The organism is Rheinheimera sp. (assembly GCF_030690345.1).
Lineage (GTDB): Bacteria > Pseudomonadota > Gammaproteobacteria > Enterobacterales > Alteromonadaceae > Alishewanella.
In genome coordinates this window covers 693353-712255 of the sequence record NZ_JAUYGV010000007.1, presented here as the reverse complement: position 1 = coordinate 712255, position 18903 = coordinate 693353, and the positions used below count along the sequence as shown (strand labels likewise).

14 protein-coding genes are annotated in these 18903 nt (G+C 51.4%); 1 reads left to right on the top strand and 13 read right to left on the bottom strand.

The window, feature by feature from the left end:
* Positions 1-9: 9 nt before the first annotated feature.
* A complete protein-coding gene (locus Q8O77_RS14095) occupies positions 10-1407 on the bottom strand; it encodes a DNA polymerase Y family protein (RefSeq protein ID WP_305554344.1) in 1398 nt (465 codons plus the stop codon).
* A gap of 1 nt (position 1408) precedes the next feature.
* Entirely contained in the window at positions 1409-2077 is a 669-nt protein-coding gene (imuA, locus tag Q8O77_RS14090) for a translesion DNA synthesis-associated protein ImuA (RefSeq protein ID WP_305554341.1), read from the bottom strand.
* Between the two features lie 137 nt (positions 2078-2214).
* Between imuA and Q8O77_RS14085 the strand changes: the two genes are divergently transcribed.
* Positions 2215-2526 carry a hypothetical protein gene (locus Q8O77_RS14085; protein WP_305554338.1) on the top strand — a complete coding sequence of 104 codons (312 nt, stop codon included), beginning with the start codon at positions 2215-2217 and terminating at the stop codon, positions 2524-2526.
* On the opposite strand, the gene rlmC is transcribed toward Q8O77_RS14085, so the two are convergent.
* From rlmC to Q8O77_RS14030, 11 genes are all read right to left on the bottom strand, one after another.
* Entirely contained in the window at positions 2523-3668 is a 1146-nt protein-coding gene (gene rlmC / locus Q8O77_RS14080) for a 23S rRNA (uracil(747)-C(5))-methyltransferase RlmC (protein ID WP_305554335.1), read from the bottom strand. The genes Q8O77_RS14085 and rlmC overlap by 4 nt on opposite strands.
* Positions 3669-3736: 68 nt before the next feature.
* Entirely contained in the window at positions 3737-6007 is a 2271-nt protein-coding gene (pbpC, locus tag Q8O77_RS14075) for a penicillin-binding protein 1C (RefSeq protein WP_305554332.1), read from the bottom strand.
* A 75-nt stretch (positions 6008-6082) separates the two neighbouring features.
* Positions 6083-11917 (bottom strand): alpha-2-macroglobulin, encoded by a 5835-nt coding sequence (locus Q8O77_RS14070; protein ID WP_305554329.1) that lies wholly within the window; start codon positions 11915-11917, stop codon positions 6083-6085.
* Between the two features lie 127 nt (positions 11918-12044).
* Positions 12045-12566, bottom strand: coding sequence for an RNA 2',3'-cyclic phosphodiesterase (thpR, locus tag Q8O77_RS14065; protein ID WP_305554326.1), 522 nt, complete (start codon positions 12564-12566; stop codon positions 12045-12047).
* A complete protein-coding gene (locus Q8O77_RS14060; RefSeq protein ID WP_305554861.1) occupies positions 12566-14842 on the bottom strand; it encodes a YgiQ family radical SAM protein in 2277 nt (758 codons plus the stop codon). The genes thpR and Q8O77_RS14060 overlap by 1 nt, the downstream gene beginning before the upstream one ends.
* Positions 14843-15027: 185 nt before the next feature.
* The gene (locus Q8O77_RS14055; protein WP_305554323.1) at positions 15028-15921 is read right to left on the bottom strand and encodes an RES family NAD+ phosphorylase; all 894 of its coding nucleotides are present in this window, start codon (positions 15919-15921) and stop codon (positions 15028-15030) included.
* Positions 15922-16099: 178 nt separating this feature from the next.
* A complete protein-coding gene (locus Q8O77_RS14050; protein WP_305554321.1) occupies positions 16100-16393 on the bottom strand; it encodes an addiction module antidote protein in 294 nt (97 codons plus the stop codon).
* Position 16394: 1 nt separating this feature from the next.
* The gene (locus Q8O77_RS14045) at positions 16395-16694 is read right to left on the bottom strand and encodes a type II toxin-antitoxin system RelE/ParE family toxin (protein ID WP_305554318.1); all 300 of its coding nucleotides are present in this window, start codon (positions 16692-16694) and stop codon (positions 16395-16397) included.
* 273 nt (positions 16695-16967) lie between these two features.
* Complete coding sequence (gene nadS, locus Q8O77_RS14040) at positions 16968-17252, bottom strand: NadS family protein (RefSeq protein ID WP_305554315.1); 285 nt, start codon at positions 17250-17252, stop codon at positions 16968-16970.
* A gap of 217 nt (positions 17253-17469) precedes the next feature.
* Entirely contained in the window at positions 17470-18099 is a 630-nt protein-coding gene (locus tag Q8O77_RS14035) for a hypothetical protein (protein WP_305554311.1), read from the bottom strand.
* Positions 18092-18724, bottom strand: coding sequence for a hypothetical protein (locus tag Q8O77_RS14030; protein WP_305554308.1), 633 nt, complete (start codon positions 18722-18724; stop codon positions 18092-18094). The genes Q8O77_RS14035 and Q8O77_RS14030 overlap by 8 nt, the downstream gene beginning before the upstream one ends.
* Positions 18725-18903 lie beyond the last annotated feature (179 nt).

Genomic DNA, 18903 nt, shown 5'->3' with positions numbered 1-18903 from the left:
GCAGTTGCACTAACTAAACAAACCATGCACAAACCACTGCTGCTGCGCCGTGCGGTACAGCCAGAGCCATTGGCCTTGTTTGTTGCGGCCAATAAAATAATCGCGCTGGGCGGCCAGTTGCCAGCCATCCGGACACAAGCGCTCCGGGCCCCGGCTTATTTCTATCGTTTCACGCAGCGCCACAGGTTGTGGCAATAAAAATGCCGGCCGCTGTAACAATGCTGCTGCGCCAGGCTGGCTTTGCAACAAGGGCAAAGGCCGGCCACTGGCTTGCTCAGGTAAGTGGCGATTTTGCAGGCTAAGCCCGCTTACCGCCTCACGGCCCAACCGGGCTTGCAGCAACGACACCAGCTGTAATGCCGATACATTGCCCTGTTGTGGTTGAAATAAATCCTCGCTTTGCGCCTGCTGCGGCGCAAATTGTGTAACTTCCAGTTGCAGGCCATACACCGGCGCCTGCAGACGGTTAGTTTCCAGCTGCAGCTGACACAGCTTAAGCCAGTTTGCGGCACGATATTCGCCCTGCGCCGAGCCGATACTGATGCATTGCGTGTCGCTGTCACGGCAATACAAACGCAATGTCAGCTGATGACACAACGCATTGTTGCGCTCAAGCTGTTGCTGCAGTTGCTGTAGCAACTTGCTAAGCGGCGCACTGAGTACGGCCATATCATGGATGTCATACAGCAATTCAAGATAACGGCTAAAGCCGGGCTCGGGCCGGATATAGTTAAGTGCATGGAAAAACTCACCGCGTAAACGGCCGAGATAACTGACTAAACGGTTGTCAAAGCGCCGCGCCAGTTCGGCTGCCGATAACGCCAGTAAGCGGCCCAGAGTATCAATGCCCAAACGCTGCAGCTGTTGCTGTAAATCTGCTTCCAGCTCAGTAAAGCTAAGCGGGCTGCGTTTTAGCGCCGCGTCTGTCAGACTGTGATCGGCAGTGAGTTGATTAAATTGCTGCCGTGCCAGGCATTTAGCGGCAAAGGGCGTCGCAGCGGTGGCATAAGCATAGCGATACGGCAAGCGTTTAAGCTCTGCCATCAGCGCATTACGGTAGCCATCCAGGCCATGATACAGCTGCAGCATATTGCACACCCGCAAATACAAGCCGGCAGGCGGGTCCGGCGCAATTTCGCCGCTTACCTGATACAGCTGCTGCGCAACAGACAATAACACCGCTTGTTGTTGCTCCCTCTGATAAGGGATCAGCTGCAGGTTGTGGCACAGTGCCGCAGCGGTAGCCAGGCTCATCTGCAACTGCACCCCTTGTGCGGCCGCCTGTGCATTCAGTTGCACAATACTATGCTGCGCATCCACTACCGCCACCGGCAAAGATTGTTGCCCGCTATCCGTTAAGCTATCGCACTGTAACGCCGGAAAATGTAAATACAGATACAGCGCCATCTCAGCCGGCCTTACGCTGTGGCAGCTCAGCGGCATCTGCTGTAAAACACAGCGCCGGCCAGCGGCTTTGCATATCCAGCACAAAAGCCGATCCCGGCCAGCCGCCTTTGCGCTTATGTACGCTAAGTTGCAGCCCCTGACGATGAGGTTTAAGTTCCAGGCTTAAGTTTACCGGCAAGCTCAGGCCAGCGGAGGGCCGGCGCAGTAATACTAAACTGGCCGCGCCCTGCTCTGCCGCCAGTTGTAAGCGCCTGGCCTGAGCCAGTTTCAGCCCTGCCTGCCACAGCAATACCGAGGCACAGCAACCGCTTTGCAGGCACTGCTCTGCGGCCCACAACGCCTCTTTGCCGGTTTTGGCTGTAACAATAACTAATTGCGACAGTGTTATACCGGCAGCACAGAGCATATCGGCACAAGGCATGGCCGGTGGTGAGATGAGTACCAGTAAGCGGCCACTGCTGTGCTGCTGTTGTAAATACGGTAGCAGCAAGCGCAGCTCACCAATACCCAACTGCGTTTGCAGCTCAATTAAGCCACTGGCCGGGAAGCCACCGGCCAGTTGTTGATCCAGCTCAGGGGAGCCGGACGACACAGCCTGATACGCCGCCTGCTGGCTGTTGCCGTGCCATAGCAGCTGGCGTCTGGCTAATTGTTCGAGTAACGCTGACATAATCGACCCAAATACTGTTTATAAATACAGTATAAATTAAGTGGCGTGATATGCAAATCAGCTTTGTGCTACCGGATTAAGCTGCCGTTAATCTGCAGATGTTAAAAACACTGTATTGCAGCAAAAGGTGAGCCCAAATGAAAACAGTTATAGTACTGGTTTGTAGTTTTACCCTGATATTTAGTCAACTGGCACTGGCTAAGAATGACAAGGACAAGCCACTGCCGCCGGGGCTGGCGAAGAAACTGGAAAACGGTCAGCCGTTACCGCCGGGCTGGCAGAAAAAACTGTCTCCGGGCCATTTTTTGGCAGACGATTATTATCGCCGTGGCACGGTGCTGAGAAAAGCTGATACAGATGGCATTGTCACAATACAAATTGAAGGTACCGTTATCGAACTGTTTGAACACAGCCGTGAAATTGTCCGCATATTAGAAGGAAGACGTTAAACCCGCCTTTGCAGCAGCGTCAGCACTTCATAATGATTGCTGTGGGCAAACATATCAAACAGTTGCACTTTCAGAAGTTTATAATCTGTTAATGCCGTAAGGTCCTGCGCCAGCGTTTGCGCATTACAGCTGGAGTAAATCAACCAGTGCGGCGCTAAGCGTTGTATATCCTGACACAGTACTTCACCCAATCCCCGCCGTGGCGGGTTAACCACCAGTAAATCCGGTGCCTGTGCCGCCGCGTTGGCAAAAGCGGCAGAATCGAGCGCCTGAAACTGCACCTGAGTTAAGCCGAGTTCATTGGCAGAGCGCTGTGCGCTGGCAATGGCGGCGGGTGCTATCTCAATCCCACTCAGTTGTTGTTGTGCTGTTGTCAGATGCAGACCAAAGCCGCCAACACCGCAAAACAGATCCCAAATCTGCCTGAAGTCACCATACTGCTGTTGCAACTGTGCCGCCCAGTCTGCTGCCGTGTGGTATAACGCCGCCGCCATCACCGGCTGGGTTTGAAAAAAGCTTTGCGGCGTTAAGTACAGCGGTACCTGGTTTAATTGCTCAGCCAGCAGGGTTTGCTCTGTCAGGATAATTTCGTCTTCGCCCTCCAGCAGCGCCGCAGGCTTGGGTTGCAAATTAACCGAGCACACCTCCAGCTGTGGCCACTGCGCCAATAGCCAAGGCAGATGCTTTTGCACAGATGCCAGGCAGTTTTTTGAGCGCAGCACAAAACGCAGCATAAAGCGGCCACTGTGCAGGCTTTGGCTAAGCAGGATAAATTTCAGCTCGCCGCGCCGGGCGCTAATATCGTAAGGGGTTAGTTTCGCGCGTTGAATAAAGGCTTTACACAGCGCAAAGGCTGGCGCAAACGCCGGCGGATACAACGGGCAATCAGCTAAATCGACCGCCTCGCCCTGTGCATTAACAATGCCCAGCATTGGCTGCTCAACCGTACCCAGTGTCACCATCTTAGCTTTATAGCGAAAGCCCTGCTCTTCTGATGCTACCGGTTCAAGCAGCTGTGCCGGTTTAAACGCGGCTAACAAGGCTGTTAGTTGTTGCTGCTTTAACGCCAGCTGTTGTGAGTAAGGTTTATCCAGCCAGTGGCAAGACAGGCAGCGTTTCGCTGCAAAATGGGCGCAGTGCATAGATTATCCGCCGGCCGTTAAAAATTGGCGCCATTCTAGCGCAGCCGGCGGCTATACGCACCCACCCGCTACTGTACGCGTAAGCGTTGGCTGGCTACACCACCTAAATCATCTACCACCCGCAATTGAAACTCACCGGCTTCGCCTTGCCAAAATAAGGTTTCACCCGGCGCTACGGCCCCCAGATAACGGCTGTCGATAAACCAGTGCGCCCGGGTTACAGCGCCGTCAAAGCTGGCTTGCAGCGCAATTTTTTGCTGATCGGCCGTTTTACCCAACTGATACGTCAACGCTTGCTGGGGTGAGCGGATTTGCGGCGCTTGCTGCGATGACTGCGGCTGAGCAATGCAGGCCTGTTGATAAGCCGGCGGCGGGGTTAATACGATACCGGACAGCTGATAAGCACGGGCAATGTCCGAGGGCCAGAATTCAAATACTTTCAGCTCAGTTTGCGGCGGCTGATGGCTACAGGCGCGCAAGCCGGTCGCGCTATACACCGGCACAGCACGGTGTATATCGGATACTTTAATCGGCGACACGCCGGGAATAAACCAACCGGGCCGCGTTTGCGGGCAGTATTTATTTGGCAGCTCGCCACTGCGGCTGCACAATGCCACCTGCTTCAGGTTCAGCTTACTGCCGGCGGTGAACAGGCGTTGCTCCGCTTGTTTATCGCGCGGCAACAATGCCAACAGTTCAAATAACAAGGGCCCGGCAGCAGTGCGCCCCACCAGATTAGGGTTGCTGCTGCCATCAAAATTACCCAGCCATACCGCCAGCACATAATCACCGCTAAGCGCGACAGACCAGGCATCACGAAACGCATAAGAAGTACCGGTTTTCCATGCTACCGGCGTGCTGTCTGTCAGCTCGCTGAGCAAACCGGCTTGCGGTTTGGCATGCTGGCGCAGCATATCCAGGGTTAAAAACGCCGCTTCTGCGCTTAATAACGGTTGTGGTGCTGCCGGTGCCGGCCCGGCCTGCCACTGCAAAGTCTGCCAGTTACCGCCATTGCCCAGCATGGCGTATAACTGCACCAGTTGCTGCATACTCAGCTCCATGCCACCCAGCACCAGTGCCAGACCATAATGCTCAGCGCTATAAGTTAACGGCACCTGCGCCTGCTTTAACCAGTGGTAAAAATCCGGTTTGCTCAGGCTGGCTTGTAATTGCACGGCCGGTACATTGCGGCTGTTAATCAGCGCTTCAGTGGCATTAACCGGGCCAACAAACTGGCGGTCAAAGTTTTCCGGGTTAAAGCTGCCATAACGGCGCGGCAAATCGCTTAACAGGCTTTGCGGATGAATAACGCCCTGTTGCAACGCCAGCGCATAGACAAACGGCTTCAGTGCTGAACCCGGCGAGCGTAGCGCTGTAACCCCATCCACCTGGCCGGCGATAGCGGCATTATAAAAATCGGCCGAGCCAATCCAGGCCTGCACCTGCATGGTGCTGCGTTTTACCAGCAACACACTGGCATTGTTAAAGCCTTTGTCGGCATTACGCCGCAAATACCCTGTTACCAGTTGCTGCATACGCTGCTGCAACCCGTGTTGCAAGCTGGTGTAAAAACGCCCGCCACTGAGGCCCTGAGCCTGCAGCTGATTAATGAAATGCGGTGCTGCGTAGGCCAAGTCGGCGCGCTGATAAAACTTCAGCGGCAAACTTAAGCGCTGCGCCGCACTTTGCTCAACGGACGGATAGTGCTGCAGCCACAAGGCGGCTAAACGCTGGCGCGCCAGCTCCAATTGCTGAGCGCCTTGTGTGCTTAACGGGCTGCGTTGGTTCGGGTTTTGCGGAATAACACTCAGCGCTAAGGCTTCGGCCAGCGTTAGCCGCTGTGCTTCTTTGCCAAAATAAATCAGGCTGGCCCCGGCCACGCCTTCAATATTGCCGCCATAGGGTGCGTAATTAAAATAGGCTTCTAAAATCTCGTCTTTGCTAAAATGCCGCTCCAGATAGAGCGCATACGCCAGTTGCTGCAGTTTACCGCTAAAGCTACTGGTATTCAGCCCAAAGCGCAGCCGCGCCAGTTGCATAGTTAAAGTAGACGCGCCCTGGCGCCGGCCGCCTTTAACCACGCCCTGCCAGAAGGCGCGGCCAACCGCGCTGATATCAACACCGAAATGGCTATAGAACTGCCGGTCTTCATACAACAAAGTGGCTTGCTGCAGCGCCGGAGCAATATCGGTCAGCGGCACCCGCAGCCGGTAGCGCTGATCCGCCGCCAGCCGCAGGCTTAACAACCCGCCGTCAGCGGCAAAATAGGCACTGCTTTGCAGATAATGGCTATACAGCGCCGGCTTTGGCGATAACAGCAGCAGAAGTAGCGGTAGCATAACCACTGCCATTGCCAACACCCACCCCGGCCGCTTCTTTAACATGTTTTTAGGCACTACTGCTCCGCCACGGCGTTAGTTCAGATCTGCCGCGCTGACAACAAAGCGCCCTGCCGCTGTGCTGGCATACACCGACAAGTCATACATTGACTGCGCCGACACCGTGGGCAGTACAAAATCACCGGCCGCGGTTACCTTCACCTGATAGCGCAGCTCGGTCATTTGCGGGCCAAAACCGGCGTAATACACCACACGATCTTCACGGATATCCACATAGTCGGCACGCCAAACCCCGCTTTGCCGCGCTACTGAGCTGCGCACTACGGCAAAACCGGCCGGCAGTAAATCGACTACCGCCACATTGCTGTGCCAACCGCTGGTTAAACTGCGCAGGCGCAGGCGTACGGTAAGCTCTTGCCCCTGTTTCGCTGTAGTAACCACTTTGTCTTCGGCATCCAGATAATCGCGCACTACTTCCAACTGCTGTGCTACGGCTTTAGCAGGCGCAGTTTTGGCAAAACCGGCTTCGCTTAGCGCATAAAACAGCTGCTGTTGGCTCTCTATCAGTATTTGCTCTGCTGCCGTGGTAAAGGCGGCGCGCGGTATGGCGCTTTGGTTATCCGCCGGTGTTAACGCAGTACGTGCGCCCTGGCCATCCAGCTGATAAAACTGCGGTGGCGTAGCGGCAGCTTCGGTTTGCAAACGGCCATAGGCGGATAACGCCAGTACCGTATAGGCCGACGCGATGGTGTTGTAATCGCCCTTAAACACCGGCTGTAATAACTGCAGAATGGCTTCGCCATCCAGCGCTTTGGCTTGCTCAGCAAAATGGCTGGACAACAAATACACATACTGTGCATCCAGGCTTAGCTGCGACTGAAACGCCGGGTTAGCAAAAGGCGGCAGCGGTGTGGCAATACGCGCCAGATAACCGCGTTGCAATGCTGAGGTTTTACCTAAGCGATAACCGGATAACAAGCCGCGTGCCAACTCCGGCTTTTGCAGCAACTGATAACTGGCCGCGATATAAATAGCGGTAATATCAGCCTGCCAGGCTTGCTTATGTTGTTTCTCCAGCCGCTCGTGTAATTCCACCAAATAGTTGGTCGTCACCTCGCCGCTGCGGGTCAGCAGGTAAATCGCATTGGCGCGCAGCCGCGCCTGATACAAATTGGCCCCGCTTTGCCGCGCAACGTTGCGCAAATATTCCAGTCCCTGCTGGTACAGATAATCCGGCACGGCCAGGCCCTGCTCGCGCGCGGCTAACAGAAAATGCATCACATAAATGCTGGGGAAGTCGGCAGTGCTGTAACCACCGGGCCAGAAGCTAAAGCCGCCGTCGCTTTGCTGGCGCTCTGCCAGTTTTTGGATCAGCACGGCAAATTTCTCGTTCAGCATCGGCCACTGTGCCTGATACGACGGTTGCTGCACTAAGCCCAGCCACGGGAACACCTGCGACACCACCTGCTCGGTACAGCCATGCGGATACTGCGCGAGATAATCGGTAAAGCTCTCTGCCAGCACCAGCGGGTTAGCCGAGGCAATAACATGCTGCTGCGCAAACTCAGCATACAACGGATAGCGGGTATTAAGCGTAACCGGGCCTTTATCGGCAAAACCGGCCTGTAGCGTAGTGTGGTAATGGCTAGCCGGGCGGATACTCAGGCTGATACTGCGACTGGCCTGTTCCACCATATCGCCCTGCTGATAAGTCGCGCTAAAGCTTAAGCTGGCCTCGCCCGGTACATCAGCGGCTTTTAAGCGGAAACGTGCACTTTGCTCGCTGTTTTCGCTGATATTAAGCACCTGCTCTGTTGCGCCGGCAGCGCTCAGGCTGTCAGGCAAGCTAAGCTGCACGGTAATGGCGGCATCTTTACCCGAGCCTTTTACGCCATTGGCTACCGACACGCTGATATCAAACTCGTCGCCGGGCGCCGCACTGGTTAACACATCAGGGGTTAGCACAAAGGGGCCGCGCACGCGTAAATCGCGGCTTACCGCCGACAGCGCCTCTTCACTTACCGCCACCGCCATCAGTTTTAAGTTACCGCTAAAGCTGGCCGGCACGGTAACCTGCTGCGTCGTTATGTCAGTACCGGCTTTTACTATACCTAACCAAAATACGCCCGGCTGATCGGCTCTGCGGGCAAAAGGATTAAGGTTGCTATCCAACATGGCGGCGGCCATAGCGCGGCGCGCGCTGTCACCACCTACCCCGGCCAACTGGCGCTGCAGTGCGCTGAATTCCGGCAAGACTAAATCCAGCATCTGCAGGCTGCGCACCTGCAGTGCGCGTTTTTGTAAGTAGTGTGATAACGGGTCCGGTAACTGATACCCGGCCACCTGTAAAATGCCCTGATCCACGCCGTACAGCAGTAAATCGGCCGGCCGGTCGGTTTTATAGCCCAGCGTGAAGGCTTTACCCGGCCGCACTTCTTCCGGTGCCACCAGGCTGATTGCCAGTTCACGCTTGCTGCGGTCAATATTAAACGGCACCACAGCATAACTGAGCGGGCTGACAAACAGCGCGTCTGAATCACTGCCGCGCACAAAGCTGACGTTAATATAGGCATTGCCCTCAATACCTTCAGGCAGCACTATATGCTGAATGCTGCTGGTGGTGTCGGCAGTAAACCAGCTGAACGCATGCACTTTGTCGGTTTCAATGCTGATCAAGCCACTGCCGGTATAAGGGGCGGTAATATTCAGTTCGATGCGCTCACCGGCCTTATAATCGGCTTTATCCAGCCGCACGCTAAGGGCGGCGTTTTTCTCCAGCATGGCGCTGATATTGCCGGCGCCTATTACGCTGAACGCTACCTTACCCAGCAGTTGTTCGCCTTTTAGCAACTGCAGTTCAAAATCACCGGCGGTGTCGGTAGGCAACTGATACGCCGTACCGGCTGCGGCTATGCTAAACGGCGCTTCGTTTAACGTTAGCTGCTGCACTATGCTCTGGTACTGATAGGTGCCGTCGTTTTGTTTTACCAGGCTTGACAGCGGCCGCTTTTCTACCAGTTTCAGCGTTAATTCATCCAGCGCTATCTGCTCTAAGCTGTTGTTAATGGCAATAAATTCCACACTACGGCTTTGCTGTTTTTTCAGGTAAGTTAATTCACCATCGCTTTTTATCCCCACCAGCTCGCTAAGCGGTGACAACAGCGCACTGTGCATGCTTTGCACACTCTTACCACCGCCGCCGTCAAAGCCTTCGGTAGTTAGCACCAGCCGGTAAGTACCGCCGCTGTATTGTTCAAGCGGCAAGTTAAAGCTGGCTTTGCCGTCGGCATCGGTTTGCTGCTCATCCAGGCTCTGGCGCACACTGGCACTGTTAAGCTGCTCGTCCTGCGGCGCAATAAAGCGGTAATCCTTGTACTCCGTAAAGCTAAACCCGGCTGGGATCAGCTCAAATTTGGCGGTAACGCGCCGTTGCTGTGCCGGGGTGCCAAACAGGTTATCCAATTGCACCTGCGCGACTAAGTTTTGTGGTGATAACCAACCTTTACCCTGCTGGTTAAAGCGGCTGCTTATTTTCAGCGTGTCCGGCTGAAACTCCTCCACCGCAAAACTCACCGAGCCCAAATGCCGCGCCGTATTGCCCTTGCTGTCCAGCAGGCTGATATTGGCATGGTAATTACCGGTGTCGCTGTGCGGTTGGGTGTCGAGGCTAAAGCTGTGCATGCCCAGACCGGTTAAACGAAAGTTTTGCTGCCAGAACACACTGCCGCGCGGCCCCTGCACCTGAATTTTTAACGGCAGCTTTTGCTGTGCCAGCGATAAATCGTTATGGCGGATAATAGCCGCCAGTTGCACCTGCTCACCCGGCCGGTAAATACCACGATCACTAAACATATAGGCACTTAATGCTTTGCTGCTTTGCTCGTCCTGATAACGACCGCTGGTATTAAATTTGGAGTAATCCAGCTGGCGGCTGTATCTGTCGTATGGAATAAAGCTGCTATCGGTTACGCCATCGCGGCTGCGGCTAACCAGATACACCACCGGCTGGCGCTCCCGCACCAGGCCGTTGGTTTTGCCCAGCTTAACGCTGCCCTGCGCATCGGTAGTACCGCTTTGCACCGCTACGCCGTTTTTCCCCAGCAGCTCTACTTTAGCGCCGGCCACCGGCTTGCCGTCGGCAACCGACATCACAAACACCTGTTGCGTGGTATCGGCGTTATGTTTTACCAGCAAGCCTAAATCGGTAACCAGAATAACCCGCTTATCCAGCTCGCGGCCTTCGCTTTTCGGCCGCGCCGGGTCAAATTCGCTTAGCTGGATAAAAAACACCCCCATACCGGCCTGCGCCAGATACGGCTGTAACTCCAACGCCAGATAATTCGCCTGTTTGGCATGGCTGTTGGCCAGGCTGAAGGTTTTTTCAAACAGGCTGCCGATATTACTTTCATCAAAGTTATAGTTAAAAAAGTACGGCTGACTGATATCGCCACCGGTTTGGCTGATAAAGTGATTCAGCTGCTGTGGTAACAGCTTATGCAGCTTTACCCGTACGCCTTTTACGCCGCGGCTAAGCAATTGCAACTTCTGCTCGCCGCTCAGCGTTAGCATGGCGCCTTCGCCCACTATGCGTGCCTCGACCGGATACTCCGGCGCCTGCACCACAGCGCGGTACTCATTGGCCAGGGTAAACTCGCTGGCCGATTGCAAGCCTTTGGGCACGCTGACAAATAAACTTTGCCCGGGCGGCACATCCAGCTTAATGCTAAAGGCGCTGTCATGTTGCTCTGGTGTTGGCATCAATGTAAAGCTGTGCAAGTTAGCTTGTTGCAATACGCTGCTGTTTACTTCGCCCGGCGCCCAATAGTTTGAATTGCGCTGCGGATGCTTGGGCAGCAGATAAATTTTCAGCTTATTTTGCAGCTCAGTGCGGTTAATGCGATCAGTAAAGCTTAACAACAACATTTGCTCCGGCTCTTGTTCGAGCTGTTGTCCAGAGCCGCGGATAATGTCTGTGCGCAGCTCTTCTACCTTTAAAAAGCTGCTTTTATCCGGCACCAGCAATTGTTGCGAGCTGTCACGGCCGGTTTTACCGTCGCCCTGCAATGCTTTTACCCCGGATTTTAACAGCAGGGTTAAATATTGCTCACGCTCAGGTAAGGTCAGCGCAGCCGATTGCAGGTATAGCTCGCGGCCGCTTTTATCGGCGCTGAGGCTAAACTCCAGCGCGTTACCTTTACTGCTGATATCGCCGCCATCAGGCCGCATAACCAGGGATAACTGCGCTTTTACGCTGTCGATATCCACCGGATGGCTGAAATTTAATGTGGCAACTATCTGCCGTGTGGTTTGTTCGGTGGGGTGCTGATAAAACCGCAGCCGGTTAATTGCTGCCGTTAACGGCACAGTGTCAAAGCTGTATTGCTGCTCTGCCAGTAATGTATCCGCGGCAAAAATGCGTTTATCCAGGGTTACATTAAAGCGGCTGCCGGCAGGCCATGCCTGCTGTGGCATAAAGGTGAGCGTGTTGTCATCCTGCCACTGCCACTCACCGGCAATGGCCGGGCTAATGCTGACGCCCTCTGTTAACACCTCGCCGATTAAATCCAGCCGTGCCGCCGAAAGCGGCGGAACCGGAGCGATGCGCTCTGCCTGGTTGCTCATATCATAGCTAAACTGCAAACGCAGTAAGGTGGGCTGCTCAACATTATCCTGATAATGCCCCAACTGCGGGCTCTGTAGCGTCGCTTTTACCTTCAGCGGTTTGGGTAACTGCTGGTAATAGTAATAACCGCCGGCAGCGGCAGCAACAATAGCCAGCACCAGTGCCAGGCCGCCCCAGAAACCAGCCGGGCGCTGTTTGGCACTCTGCCGCAGCTGGTGCGCCCAACCGGGGGCTGTCCAATTTACCGAGCCGAAAATTTTACTGAAAAATGACGCAGAGGCAGGCATAACCAATCCTTGTTAACGGGGTGTCGTATTTCGGGTGTGTGCGCCGAGTATAGGCCGCGAAAATTAATCACTGATGAACTATAGCAGTTTGCGGTATAACTCTTAAGCCCCTGAGGCTAAAGAGTTGTTATATCAGCATAAAGTGATGAAGCGGCAAATACTGCAGCCTGCCTTCAAACTGCGCCGACTGATACAATCCAAACTCACTAACCTGCAGCGTTAACGGCAGCACCGGCTGCTTAAATGCCGCATCACACACAGCATGCCGTGCCAGGGTAATATGTGGCCGGTAGTTATCATGGATATCGTTAAAGCCCGCTGTTTGACACAGCGCTGCCACCTGCCGTTGCAACTGCAACAATGCATCGGGTATTACCGAAGGTGCCAGATAGAGAATTTTTGGTTTGGCAAAACAGGCCAACGTATCCAGCGTAATGCTAAACGGCGCTACGATAATTTGTTGTGTCGCGCTAACCAGCCGCTGTTGCTGTGCAGCATCCACCTGACCTAAGAAAAACAACGTTAAATGCAGATTGTCGTTATCTACAGCCTTAGCGCCCGGGCACAAGCTCAGCGCCTGCTGCTGATACGGCAGCAACTGTTGTTGCTGCGCCGGGGAGAATTTAAGGCTGAAAAACAGCCGCTGCATCAGCCTTTCGGCCGCTGTGGTGTTTTAGCACCATGACCTTTACCACCGGCCTTTGCTGCTGGTTTGCCATTGGCGCTAAACGGTTTTTTGCCTTGCTTGTCATCTTTTTCCCATGTTTCACGCTGGCTACGCTTGGCAATCGCTTTAGCAGCAGGGTTTAAACCGGTGTGGCGGCTAAGTGCCGGTTGGCCGCCTTTTAACGGCTTTTTAAACTGCTCGTCTTTGCCCTCTTCCGGCACTAAGCAGCCTTTGCTGCGGCCAATTAAGTGCTTTAAGCCCATTTTAATTAACGCTTCGCGAATTTGCGGCCAGCCTTTCGGGTCGTGGTAGCGCAGTATGGCTTTATGTAAGCGGCGTTGGCGCTCGCCTTTGGGCACCGCCACCACTTCGTCATTGGCTTTGTTGATGTTTTTCAGCGAGTTCATTTCCGTATGGTAAATGGTGGTCGCGTTCGCCATTGGGCTGGGGTAAAAGTTTTGTACCTGGTCCAGTTTAAAGTCACGCTCTTTTAACCACAGCGCCAGATTAACCATGTCCATATCGGTCGTGCCAGGGTGGGCAGCAATAAAATACGGAATTAAAAACTGCTCTTTACCGGCTTCTTTACTAAAGCGGTCGAACATTTCTTTAAACTTGTCGTAGGCGCCCATGCCCGGCTTCATCATCTTCGACAGCGGGCCTTCTTCGGTATGCTCCGGCGCTATTTTTAAATAGCCGCCAACATGGTGCTGCACCAGCTCGCGCACATAGTTCGGATCTTCTACCGCTAAGTCATAACGCACGCCGGAGGCCACCAACACCTTTTTAATACCGGGCAAATTGCGCGCCTCACGGTACAGCTCTACCGTCGGGCTTTGGTCGGTGTCCATATGCTCGCAAATGGTCGGGTACACGCAGCTGGGCCGGCGGCAGGTTTGCTCGGCTTTGGGTTTTTTACAGTTTAAGCGGTACATATTGGCCGTTGGGCCACCAAGATCGGATATCACGCCGGTAAAACCCGGTACTTTGTCGCGAATATCCTTGATCTCCTGCATAATCGATTCTTTCGACCGGCTTTGAATAATACGGCCTTCATGCTCGGTAATAGAGCAGAACGAGCAACCACCAAAGCAGCCGCGCATAATGTTCACCGAGGTTTTAATCATCTCGTAGGCCGGAATTTTCTCCTTGCCATATACCGGGTGCGGCACGCGCTGATACGGCAGGCCAAAGACTAAATCCATCTCTTCGGTAGAAAGCGGAAAGGCCGGCGGGTTGACCCAAATATGCCGGTCGCCATGGCGCTGCATTATCGCACGGGCACAACCCGGGTTAGTTTCCTGGTGCAAAATGCGCGAAGCATGAGCATATAGCGGCTTATTTACGCTTACCTGCTCAAAGGCCGGCAGCTTAACGTAGGTTTGCTCCCACGGTTTTTGTCGTGGCGGCTGCACTAAAATCGGTTTGGCTTCCACCTCTTGCGGCTTAGTTAAATCGATACCGGCTTTGGCATATTCCGAATAACTACTGCAGCCAACATCATCGGCGCCATAAGGGTTGGATATAGGGTCAATTTTGCCGATTTTATCAATGGCAGTAGAATCCACACCGCGCCAGCCAGGCAGTGGCTCTTTACGGATCACGGCCGTGCCGCGTACATCCTGGATCTTGCTAATCGGCACACCAGAGGCAATACGGTGCGCCACTTCGATTAATGGCCGCTCGGCGTTACCGTAAATAAGAATGTCAGCCTTGGCATCAAAAATGACTGAACGGCGCACTTTTTCTGACCAGTAATCATAATGCGCAATACGGCGCAAACTCGCTTCTATGCCGCCAATAATCACCGGCACGTCTTTATAGGCTTCTTTACAGCGCTGGGTATACACAGTAACCGCGCGGTCCGGTCGCTTGCCGCCAATATCACCGGCGGTGTAAGCATCGTCATGGCGCAGCTTTTTATCGGCGGTGTAGCGGTTAATCATCGAGTCCATATTGCCGGCCGACACGCCATAAAACAGGTTTGGCTTACCCAGGCGCATAAAGTCGTCTTTGCTGTGCCAATCCGGCTGGCAAATAAGGCCAACCCGATAGCCCTGGGCTTCTAACATGCGCCCAACTACCGCCATACCAAAGCTGGGGTGGTCAACGTAAGCATCGCCGACTACCAAAATAACATCGCAGCTGTCCCAGCCAAGTACATCCATTTCCTTGCGCGACATAGGTAAAAACGGCGCCGTGCCATAGCACTCTGCCCAGTATTTCGGGTAGCTGAATAAATCGCGCTCAGGCGCCATGCGTGCTACAGGGGCAGACTTGCGGGAAACGGTAGTAGCAACAGTGGACATAAATTAAGCACCAGAGCGGAACAAGGGCGCGTATTATACAAGGAGTGCGGGGGAAAGGCGAATCTACGTCATGCTTTAAGAAAAGCGTGAACTTAAATTCGGTTTGTGATCAACATCATCCGAATTGGGTTCAGCTACTGAGCCCTCCAACCAACAAAATCGGCAGATATTTGTTCATCGCGACGGCGGCCAAGTGTAGAAGTTATTTCTCTTTTAGAGTCCCAAATAAAAGAACCGTCAGCTGAAATTTCGCATGTTTGGGCTAAAGGTTCTAAAGCATACAATCCATAACCGTGATAACCAGCTACTTTAGAAACCATCGTATCGAGAACTTCAAAGTTTTTGTCGAAATCTTCCGCTCTAACTGCAAGATTTACACAATGAGCAGTTCGCACACTCGGGTACATTAGTCCCTGCGCCTTATCCAATATAAAATCTTCTGCAATCGTTGCTGATACAAAATAGTCTTTTGCAATTGGATCCGAACGAAAAATTTCAGCAATTGCAGAATCTACAAATGCTTGCGCAAGAACATAGGCAGGATGCATTTTTAGACTTTCTTCAACAGCCAATTCACTTTTTTCCGAGTTAATAATTGAACGTCCTGAGTTAAAAATTGCTTGGTATTCCCCAATAATTGCACACGGAAACTCAACTGGAGATTTGACTCGAAGTCTTATCAGTTGAACCAAATCCCCTGCTTTTGCACCAATTTCCTCTAGTGCCAAACGACTATTCCAGCCAGCATAAAGTACTTTAGTATTCGGGAAAGACGCACGATTAAATGATGGCGAACCGTTTTTGGGGTAGATCATTTGATCAACGTTGTGGAATATTTCTCCATTTTCACATACACGTGCACGATACCAAACTTGATGATGTGACCTTGTAATACCAAATAAATAATAGGACCTTATAAGTTGTTTAAACATCGCTCCAACATCGTTCCGAGAAAGCCCCCCGGCCGAAGCCTGCTTTAGTTCCTCGACGATTCTTTTAAGCACATCAGGATGTTGCAGGTCGTTCATAAAAAAACCTCAGGGTCAGGTATGGCTTTTTGCCTGCCTTTTCAAAATTGATGGAAACAGCTTATTGAATCTCAAACTTTCGGTTAAATTTACCGAAAAACCGAACTTGGTCAAGGCATTATTTGCTGCAAAAGCTAAGGGCGCAAGAATGCGCCCTTATGGTGGTTTGACGTGGCTGCTAAGCCGCTGGCTTGACGCTGAATTGCAAGCCAAGTGCTTTGGCGACTTTTAATACCGTGCTTAATTGCGGGTTGCCCTCTGCCGACAATGCTTTGTATAAACTCTCACGACCCAAGCCGGTGTCACGTGCCAGTGTTGCCATACCTTTCGCACGGGCAATATCGCCCAGCGCTTTGGCAACAAAGCTGGCATCACCATCACATTCGGCAATAGAGGCTTCAAGGTACGCCGCCATCTCCTCTGGTGTACGCAGGTGCTCTGCTACATCGTAATCTTGCAGTTTTATGCTCATGTTACACCTCAAGCGTGTTTACCAGTTGATAGGCTAATTCGATATCGGCACGTTGACTTGCTTTATCACCACCGCACAACAGGATTATCAAAACATTTTGCCGCTGCGCGTAATACACCCTGTAACCCGGCCCAACATCAATTTTCAGCTCAGATACGCCGAATTTTAAATTGCGATGCACGCCCGGGTTACCAGCCGCCAGGCGCTGAATTCGGGCCTGAATGCGCGCTCTGCCTTGAATATCCTTTAAGCTGTCCAGCCAGTAACTAAACTGCTCAGTTGCTTTAATTTGCTTTACCATTACAGTGTATCCCTCAAGATACTTTTTGCAAGATTAACTTGTGTTACAAGCAATTCTTGTAAGCATGCGCATATCGCTGCACGCTTAAACTTAACTTTTAATTAACCTTAGCAAGCAACAGAAAGTAAGCAAATTTTTGGTAGGATGGGATTGAGTTGTTGTAATGGCGTAACAGCCATTTACCGAAAAACCAAACTTGGGCAAGGCTTTATTTGCTGCAAAAACTAAGGGCGCAATAATGCGCCCTTAAGGTGGTTTGGTGTACTGGCCTGTTTAGTGTGCAGCCAGTTGATGGTAGAACTCGGGGTCGTCCTGAATAGTAGCCAGCACTTTAGCGGCAAGGCCGGTTGGATTGCGCCTTTTACTCTCCCAGCTTTTTATCGTATCAACACTGGTGCCCTGTGCTTGTGCTGACTGCGCCTGAGTAATGGCTAAACTTTCGCGTAGGGTTTTAACATCCGCTACTTCATAGCGGGTTACACGGCTTGGAGCCTTACGCCCTTGCTTAATATCCACCGCTTCGGTCAGAGAATCCTTTAGCTCGTTAAAGATACTCATACTTCACCTCGTCCGCAAAAACAGAGTTCAGTGTAGACCTAATATATTTATTCACTAACACAGCTGCTAATCAGAGTAATATGCTGCGCGGTTATGCAGGTTTTGCTCGCTTTAGTTACCGATTAACTGCCCGCTGTCGTTTGCCTGAACTCAAAGATCCAGTTTAACCAATATCTTCCTTCGCTCTCCCACGTAAATACTTTGATAAAGCGTACTATCAGTAATTTATAGCCGGAAGAGACTGAATATTAATCAGTTTTGCACCATCCATGTCTTCAAGTAAGAGTTTTAAGCTGTCTGCTTCATTCAAATGCTTAATGGTATCCGGATTGAGACTTGTACCTAACCTTATGTTAGGGTCGGCTAATTCTGTTTTCAAAAAGGAGTCAATACCGACTTCAAGTTGAGGTGCCATTATGATTATTTCACCTTCTTCACGTTCAGAAATTAGCCCTTTAGCTATTTCGACATTTTTTGCAATCGATAATCTTTTTCCTTTGAATTCATTTAGACTAAACCGATGCCATACTTCTACATTTGATGGATAATCAACTGGATCTCTAATAGGAAAGACCCATTTGTCCAGTACCAAAAAGTTACCACCGCATTTACCACTTCCACCGCAACCACCACCCGAAACCCTGCCAATATTGATTGGAGTATTTATAATAAAGCATACGACGGCATAAATTTTTTCATCCCTTTTAATTATCTGAGATTGGCTAATTTCCAACACTTGTAAATTTTCCAGACTTATCTCTACTTCGCTACAACTCTCGTCTGCATTAACATGTGACATAAAGAGGAATTGGAGAATTGCTATTGATGCAATAAAATATCTAATCATTTATATATTCCTTTTTAAGTAAATTTAATGTTTGACCATGTACACATACAGAAACCTTTTCCGGAAATTCGTCTTTGGGGAGATTGATAAAAATTTTCTTGCAGTTCTTCAGGATATTTTCACTTGCTGGCATTGAATAATCAACGATGTAATCGGGAGGCTTTACCGTCCAGTATTCATTTTTCAAGACACCACCTAACGTTGACATTGATGCGCCTATAATGATTGCCGCCAGCCCGGAAGCTCCTGTTTTGACATCAAACGAAAAACCTGTACCTGAACCAGAAGCTTCGAACCCACCATCATTAAAGCCCAATACAACAAACAACAAACCTATTGATATAACTGAAAACCCTATCTGAATAACTGCAACCTTCATGACTTGTTTATTTATCATTGTTTTCTGATTGGCTTGCTCAGCAATTATGACAGAATATAAAGCGTAATCATTGGCAGTATTAAGCAATGGCTTGACATCCCTAAATGAATTTACAATGTTATCTGAGTTGTCGCTTTTGACAGAGTTTTGTAGATTATTGATATTCTCTATGACATTAAAAAGTAAGAATACGGGAATGCAAATACCTAAAATAATACCTGCCAAAAGCCGAAGCAAGTTACCCATGACGTCCTCCTTTTCGCCTACTAAACATGACTATTTTTTGGTTGATTATTAACCAATACGTCAGTCAACATCATGTTCAGTAAAAAATCAAATTATCAGAACCAGAAAAAGTTTAAATTGGCTGAGAAGCTAAATGAGCTAAGGCTCAAGTCCTGAGACGCAAATGTTTTCAAAAACTT

Bases quoted from the DNA above. Each gene is read 5' to 3' on its own strand.
- pbpC (WP_305554332.1), bottom strand. From the start codon at position 6,007: ATGCTACCGCTACTTCTGCTGCTGTTATCGCCAAAGCCGGCGCTGTAT.
- Q8O77_RS14050 (WP_305554321.1), bottom strand. From the start codon at position 16,393: ATGAGCATAAAACTGCAAGATTACGATGTAGCAGAGCACCTGCGTACA.
- Q8O77_RS14055 (WP_305554323.1), bottom strand. From the start codon at position 15,921: ATGAACGACCTGCAACATCCTGATGTGCTTAAAAGAATCGTCGAGGAA.
- Q8O77_RS14030 (WP_305554308.1), bottom strand. From the start codon at position 18,724: ATGGGTAACTTGCTTCGGCTTTTGGCAGGTATTATTTTAGGTATTTGC.
- Q8O77_RS14035 (WP_305554311.1), bottom strand. From the start codon at position 18,099: ATGATTAGATATTTTATTGCATCAATAGCAATTCTCCAATTCCTCTTT.
- nadS (WP_305554315.1), bottom strand. From the start codon at position 17,252: ATGAGTATCTTTAACGAGCTAAAGGATTCTCTGACCGAAGCGGTGGAT.
- rlmC (WP_305554335.1), bottom strand. From the start codon at position 3,668: ATGCACTGCGCCCATTTTGCAGCGAAACGCTGCCTGTCTTGCCACTGG.
- Q8O77_RS14085 (WP_305554338.1), top strand. From the start codon at position 2,215: ATGAAAACAGTTATAGTACTGGTTTGTAGTTTTACCCTGATATTTAGT.
- Q8O77_RS14095 (WP_305554344.1), bottom strand. From the start codon at position 1,407: ATGGCGCTGTATCTGTATTTACATTTTCCGGCGTTACAGTGCGATAGC.
- Q8O77_RS14045 (WP_305554318.1), bottom strand. From the start codon at position 16,694: ATGGTAAAGCAAATTAAAGCAACTGAGCAGTTTAGTTACTGGCTGGAC.
- thpR (WP_305554326.1), bottom strand. From the start codon at position 12,566: ATGCAGCGGCTGTTTTTCAGCCTTAAATTCTCCCCGGCGCAGCAACAA.
- Q8O77_RS14060 (WP_305554861.1), bottom strand. From the start codon at position 14,842: ATGGCGCCTGAGCGCGATTTATTCAGCTACCCGAAATACTGGGCAGAG.
- imuA (WP_305554341.1), bottom strand. From the start codon at position 2,077: ATGTCAGCGTTACTCGAACAATTAGCCAGACGCCAGCTGCTATGGCAC.
- Q8O77_RS14070 (WP_305554329.1), bottom strand. From the start codon at position 11,917: ATGCCTGCCTCTGCGTCATTTTTCAGTAAAATTTTCGGCTCGGTAAAT.